This window comes from Methylobacterium sp. B1 (assembly GCF_000333255.1).
Lineage (GTDB): Bacteria > Pseudomonadota > Alphaproteobacteria > Rhizobiales > Beijerinckiaceae > Methylobacterium > Methylobacterium fujisawaense.
In genome coordinates, this window is sequence record NZ_BACT01000050.1 from 1 (window position 1) to 6,745 (window position 6,745).

Annotated in this window: 5 protein-coding genes; 3 read left to right on the top strand and 2 right to left on the bottom strand. The window is 70.2% G+C overall.

The features are described from left to right. A partial coding sequence (locus tag I53_RS01445; protein WP_043345903.1) for an acyl-CoA dehydrogenase family protein occupies positions 1 to 1,103 on the bottom strand: 1,103 nt, incomplete at its 3' end. Positions 1,104 to 1,228: 125 nt separating this feature from the next. On the opposite strand from I53_RS01445, the gene I53_RS01450 reads away from it, so the two are divergent. Both I53_RS01450 and I53_RS01455 read left to right on the top strand, forming a co-directional pair. Then, positions 1,229 to 1,984 carry a response regulator gene (locus I53_RS01450; protein ID WP_170861821.1) on the top strand — a complete coding sequence of 252 codons (756 nt, stop codon included), beginning with the start codon at positions 1,229 to 1,231 and terminating at the stop codon, positions 1,982 to 1,984. Then, entirely contained in the window at positions 1,981 to 3,390 is a 1,410-nt protein-coding gene (locus tag I53_RS01455) for an ATP-binding protein (RefSeq protein WP_043345905.1), read from the top strand. Before I53_RS01450 ends, I53_RS01455 begins: the two co-directional genes overlap by 4 nt. Before the next feature lie 23 nt (positions 3,391 to 3,413). Here I53_RS01455 and I53_RS01460 read toward each other — a convergent pair whose 3' ends face one another. Continuing rightward, entirely contained in the window at positions 3,414 to 5,570 is a 2,157-nt protein-coding gene (locus I53_RS01460; protein WP_043345907.1) for a methyl-accepting chemotaxis protein, read from the bottom strand. A gap of 677 nt (positions 5,571 to 6,247) precedes the next feature. Here I53_RS01460 and I53_RS01465 point away from each other — a divergent pair. Continuing rightward, positions 6,248 to 6,745: hypothetical protein (locus I53_RS01465; RefSeq protein ID WP_043345908.1), on the top strand; the 498-nt coding region annotated here is incomplete at its 3' end.

Sequence of the window (6,745 nt, forward strand, 5' to 3'; positions counted from 1 at the left end):
AGCTGCATCGCCTGGTTGGTGACCCGCACCGCCATCTCGGTGGCCAGGAGCTTCACCATCGCCGATTCGCTCTCGGCGGCCTCGCCCTGGTCGAGGAGGTGGGCGACCTGATGCCAGAAGGCCCGCGCCTGCGCGACCTCGGCCGCCATGTCGGCAAGGGCGAAGCGCAGCGCCTGGAAATCGCCGATCGGGTGGCCGAACTGGACCCGCTCCTGAAGATAGCTCTGGCAATCCTCGACCGCCGCCCGGGCGACGCCGACGGCCCGGGCCGCCGTGTGGACCCGGGCGATGTTGAGGCCGCGCTGCACCGCGGCGAAGCCGCCGGAATCCGCGTCCGCTCCCTGGTCGCCGTAGAGTCCGGTGAGCCGGTCGCTCTCGGGCACGCACACGTCCTCGAGGGTCAGTTCGAAGGTCTGGAAGCCGTGGTAGCCGATCTTGTCGATCACCCTCCCGGTCACGCCGGGCGGGAAGCTGTCGCGTTCCTTGAGCACCAGAAAGGGCTCCAGGCCGGCGGAGCGCGATTCCCCGGGCTCCGGGTCGCGGGTGCGCGCGAGGACCTCGATGAAATCGGCGCCCTTTGCGAAGCCGGCCCAGCGCTTGGTGCCGGTGAGCCGCCAGAGGTCGCCGTCCCGCACCGCCCGGGTCTGCACGCCGGCGAGGTCGGAGCCGGCATTGGGCTCCGACAGGGAGATCGAGCCGATCCATTGTCCCCGGGCCGAACGGCGAAGCAGCTCCGCCCGGCGCTCCGCGTCGAGGGTCTGGGTGCCCAGGCCCTGGCCGCGCGCCAGGATGCTGCCCACGGAGAGCCACGCCCGCGCCAGTTCCTCCGAGACGAGGCAGTACTCGAACACGCCGAGGCCCAGGCCGCCGTGCTCTGCGGGGATCGTGATGCCGAACCAGCCCTTCGCGGCCATGGCGTCGATGAGCGTACGCGGCATCTCGGCCTTCTGCCGGTCGAGCGTGTCGGCCATCGGCAGCACCGTGTCGCGCGCGAAGGCGCGGGCCTCGGCCTGAAGCGCCGCCCGGGCCTCGGTCCGCCAGGGCGAGGCGAGTTCCGGCGGCTGCGGCGCGATCAGGTCCTTCCGATCCTCGGATCCGGTCATCGTTACCCCCGTATGGTTTGACGCCATGTGGCAACTCAGTTGAGGCCCGTGCGGGAAACACGCGCTTACAAATTGGTTCCGTCGCCCACCTTCGAATAATCGGCGGATCGGGCCATAATAGCCTGATGATGCAGGCCGAACCGCTGACCGATTCCTTCGCGATGAACGCACCCGCAACACCCCACATCCTCGTGGTCGAGGACGATCGAGAGATCTCGGCCCTGATCGCGCGCTACCTGCGCGGCAACGATTGCCGGGTCACGCTGGCGGGTGACGGGGCCGAGATGGACCGGGTCCTTGCGGAAGCGCGGATCGACCTGATCGTCCTCGACCTGATGCTTCCCGGCGAGGACGGACTGAGCCTGTGCAAGCGCCTGCGCGGCACGTCGCAGATCCCGATCCTGATCCTGACGGCGAAATCCGAGGAGGTGGACCGGATCCTCGGCCTGGAGCTCGGCGCCGACGATTACCTCGCCAAGCCGTTCAACCCGCGGGAGCTGCTCGCTCGCATCCGCGCGATCCTGCGGCGGGTCGCGGCCGAGGCCCCCGACGCGGACGAGCGGCGGCGGCTGCATTTCTCGGGCTGGACGCTCGACGTGTCCCTGCGCCAGGTTCTGTCCCCCGAGGGCGCCCGCATCTCGATCACCGGGGCGGAGTTCGATCTCCTGCACGCCCTCTGCCTCAGGCCCGGGCGGGTTCTGTCGCGGGACCAGCTCCTCGACCTCACGCAGGGCCGCTCCGCCGGCCCGTTCGAACGCAGCATCGACGTGCTGATCTCCCGGATCCGTCAGAAGATCGAGCGCGACACCCGCAATCCGGAATTCATCCGCACGATCCGGTCGGGCGGTTATCTGTTCACGCCGGAGGTCACGCGGTCATGAGCGGTCTGCGCCGTCTTCGCGCGCGGCTGCGTCCGAAGACCATCGCGGGCCAGATCGCGCTGCTCGTGGTCGCCGGCATCGCGGTCGCCCATGTGGTCGCCACCGCGGCATTCCTGATTCTGCACGAATCGCAGAACCCCGACACGCTGCCGGGTGTGGCCGCGAGCCGCCTCGGAGTGCTGGTGAGACTGCTGGACGCCGCCGATCCGGCGGCGCGGCCGGCCCTGCTCGCGAGCGGTCGCAGCCTGCCGCTGATCCATGTCGAGCCCTGGGACGGCACCGTATTGCCGGGGGCGACGTCGCCGCCCGACCTGCCGGTGATCCGGCGGCTGCGCAACGGCGCCGGCCGGCCGGTGACGATCACCGACCTCTCCGCGGCCGATCCGGACGGGGAGCGGTCGGACGCGCGGCTGCATATCGGCATCGTCACGCCGGGGGGCGCGCGGCTCCAGGCGACGCTGCCGAACGATCCCCTCCGTGGGCCCCGCCAGGGTGCGCTGATCTTCACCGTCGTCTTCCTGGCGCTGACCCTGGCGCTGCTCTGCGTCTGGGCCACCCGCGCCCTCACGGCGCCGCTGAAGCGGCTCGCCGGTGCCGCCGAGGCGTTCGGCGCCCGCGACGACCACGTGGCGCTGCCGGAGGCGGGCCCGCGCGAGGTGCTCGCCGTATCCCGGGCGCTGGATCGGATGCGGTCGCGGGTGCGCCGCCTGATCGACGACCGGACGCAGATGCTGGCGGCGATCAGCCATGACCTGCGCACGCCGATCACCCGGCTCCGCCTGCGCGCCGAGTTCATCGAGGACGAGCACGCCCGCGCCTCCACCCTGCGCGACCTCGACCAGATGAACGGCCTCGTCGAGGCGGCGCTCTCCTTCGTGCGCGACGGCCAGATCCGGGATGCGAACAGCCACAGCCTCGTGGACCTCGCATCGGTGGTCCAGACGGTCTGCGACGACTTCTCGGATTTCGGATCCCCGGTCAGCGTCAGCCGCAGCCGGCACGTCCTGGTCCAAGGAAGGCCCGAGGAACTCCAGCGGGCGGTGACCAACCTCGTGGACAACGCCGTGAAGTACGGCGGCCGCGCCGAAGTCCAGATGGAAGCGTCCGAGCGCGGTGTCCGGGTCTGCATCCTGGATTCGGGCCCCGGGATTCCCGAGGCGGAGCGGGAGGCCATGCTCCAGCCCTTCGTGCGCGGCGACCGGGCCCGCAATCTCAACGAGGCCAGCGGCTTCGGACTCGGCCTGTCGATCGTGCAGGCGATCGTCGAGGCCCATAACGGGCGCCTGCAGCTGGAAAATCGCCCCGGGGGCGGGCTCTGCGCCGCGATCGAACTGCCCCTGGCCGCACAGGCCTTCGCGGGGCGCGCGGCGCAGAAGCCCGTGCCGCGTCCGGCCGAGGCGGCCTGAGGCCGCCTCGGGTCTCGTCCGGTCTACGCGGCCCGCACGTTGCGCAGGAACTGCGCCACCTCGGCGCGGAGCTGCTCCGAGCGCGTCGCCAGGGCATCGGACGCCTGAGCAACCGAAGCCGCGGCCTGACCCGCATCGCCCGCGACCCGGGCGACCTCGGCGATCTCGACGGTCATCGTGCCGGTGCCGGCGGACGCCTGGCCCATGCTGCGGACGATGTCCTGCGTGGTGACGCCCTGCTGATCCACCGCAGCCGCGATGCTGGTCGACACGTGGTTCATCGCCTCGATCTGAGCCGTGACTCCCTGGATCGCACCGGCCGCATCGCCGGTGACGGTCTGGATCGCCGCGACCTGCCGGCTGATCTCCTCGGTGGCCCGGCTGGTCTGGGCGGCGAGTTCCTTGACCTCGGAGGCGACCACCGCGAAGCCGCGCCCGGCCTCGCCGGCCCGGGCCGCCTCGATCGTGGCGTTCAGGGCCAGCAGATTGGTCTGACCGGCAATCGTCGAGACCATCCCGACGACGTCGCCGATCCGCGTCGCTGCGGCGGCCAGCTCCGTCATGGTCTGCTCGGCCCGACGCGCCTCACCGACGGCCGTCGCCGACATCCCGGCCGCCTGCTCGACCTGGCGGCCGATCTCCTGCACGGTGGCGCCGAGTTCCTCGGCCGCGGCCGCAACGGTGTTGACGTTCTCGGAGGTCTGCTGGGCGGCACTGGCGACGCTGGTCGAGCGTTCGGACGTGCCCGCGACCGCACTCCGCATGGTACCCGAGGCTCCCTGAAGCTCCGTGACGGCCCCCGTCAGGCCCTCGACGATGGCCCCGACCGAGCGTTCGAAGCCGTCGGCGAGATCTTTCAGCATGGCGCGGCGGCTCTGCTCCTCGCGCAGACGCGCGGCCTCGGTCGTCTGAAGCTGCTGGGCGGCATCCTCAAGCGACATGTCGCGGATGGTGACGACCGCGCGGGCGATGTCGCCGATCTCGTCCCGCCTCTTGCTGCCGGGAACGTCGGTCAGGGCCTGGCGGTCGGCGAGGGCCTTCAGCGCGCGGGTCAGGGCTCCCAGCGGCGACACGATCGAGCGCGCGAGCAGCAGGCCGAGCACCGCCGTGACGGCCAGGACGATGAGACCGGTCAGGATCAGCGTCCGAGACAGGGCCTGCACGGCATTGATTGCCTCCGCCTGGGTCTGCTCAGCCAGCACGGTCCAGGGCGCGCCGAGGACCGTCACCGGCGAGGCGGCCGCCATGTGTGCGCCGTTCTCGGCCGTGAAATCGACCGGACCGCCGACCTTGATCCGGTCGGCGGCCAGGCCGATTCCGGCGAGGCCTGCGCCGGCATGCAGAGCCGGGTTCAGCGGTGGGTTGCTGCGCAACAGCCCGTCTGTCCCGATCGCCAGGATCTGCCCGGTCTCGCCGAGACCGGTCCGCTTGGACAGCGTTTGATCGAACAGGGTCGGCGTGACCCGCATGACGATGTAGCCGGTCCGCTCGGCCGCCTGCGCCGTGCCCATGGCGACGTTCGCCCGCTTGGTCATGACACGGCCGATGAAGGCAGCCGGGGTCCCATCCACAGGGTAGGCGGCGAAATCCTCGAAGAGAACCGCGCCCGGATCGGCGGACTTGAGACGCTCGACGAGCCGCGCGAGCGCCGAGCCCGCCAAGCCATCCTCCGAGACCGATTTGGCGAAATCGGCGCCCTTGGTCGTGGTGTAGACGATCCGGCCGTTGTTATCGACGAACATCAGGTCGGCGTAGCCGGGCTGGGCCACGAGCTTGTGGGCCACTTCCTGGACCTTGACGTGGCGCCGGGCATACATCGACGTCATGCCGCTGCCGTCGAGGGCGATCCGCGCCTCAGCCGTCTGAGGCGCTTGGAACGCCTCGATGACGCTCGCGGTGTCGGGCTTCGCAGGGTCGAGATTCTCGATCAGGTCCGTGAAATTCGAGACGATCTGCGGATGGGTCGCCACCGCCTGGAAGTCCGCCTGCATCCGGTCCGCCACCAGCTCGATCGCGTCCCGCCGCGCCGCCGCGGCGAGTTCGAGGCGCTCGTGCGCCGCGGTGATCAAGCCCGACCGCGCCGAGTACCAGCTGAATCCACCCATGGCGGTGGCGCTCAGAAGCGCGAGGCCGACGGTCGTCGCGGGAAGGCGCGTGCTCAGCCGCGAAAGCGTTTTCATGATGACCCTGAACTATTGAATGACGGCGATCCAACCAGTCCAATGGCCCGACTCTTATAAAAATCTCGTAAACATCGATGCAGCGCGCGGATATCGAGCACTGGCACTATACAACCTGAAAGAACGTGCTCTGCCAAGAATTCAAGTTGTGGACGGGCCCCCTTCGGTTTTCGATAGTCACCCGCCCTGCGGCCATGGCGGAGGGTCTGCAGCATTGCGGACCCGGCCGGCGCGCGTGCTGGCTCTCCTGCTCCCGGAATCTCGGATCATCACGGTCATGTCCACGGACCGTCCTCGAAAGCACTCCGCCATCTGACGGTGACCCGGTGCCGGTCGGGCTCCGAACCCAAGGCGTGGATGCGCACGGGCCGGCGGTGATCCGATGCGCGACGGTTGGGCCGCCGCTGGGGGCAGGCGAACGAACGGTTTGCGACTGTCGAAAGGCAACAGTCGACCGCCCTGCGCGGCCGGACGCGCGATCTGGATCCCCGAGACCGCGCCGCGATCTGGCCCGCCGCGCGGGCCTTCGGCCGCTCGTGAGCCCGCCATCTCGGGCTGTGATGCAGCATCCGCCGACGATGCAGCCGATATCCGGAGGTTGGACAAGTCGGGTGCTGCCGCGCGACCCTTGGCGGCGGTAAGTTCGGTCGCATCTGCCGCGTCGGCGGAGGCACGGTATGTTCATCAATAGCGACGCCCTCGCCGGCGTCCTGCGACTCCTCTGGATCGCGATCGTCCTGCTTGGGGGTGTGATCGTCGCGCATCTCGTCTGGGTCAGCCGCGTCGCGCGCTGTCGGGCATTGGCGTCCAGGCCGCTGCCGACGAAGATCGCGATCGTGGGCGCGGCCCTCGCGACGCCCGTCGTCGGCTTCTATGCCGTCGAGATCGCGTCTTGGCACCGGCGGCAGGCGGCGCGGCCGCGCTTCCGCGTCCCGCGACACATCGCGGTCGCCGCTTTGCTCACGCTGGCACTGGCCGCGGCCGGCACCCTGTTGGTGGAAGGGCGGGCGGTGCCGGAGGACCGATCCTGGTGGCGTGCGGCAGGTCGTTTCGAGGGCCAGGCCTGCGTGCTGCTGATCGGGCAGGTGTTGGTGTTCATGATCCTGCGCGTGTTTCTGACGGCCCGACGTCCAGCGCTGCTGTGGATCGCCTACGTCCTCTCGGCCGCGATCCTC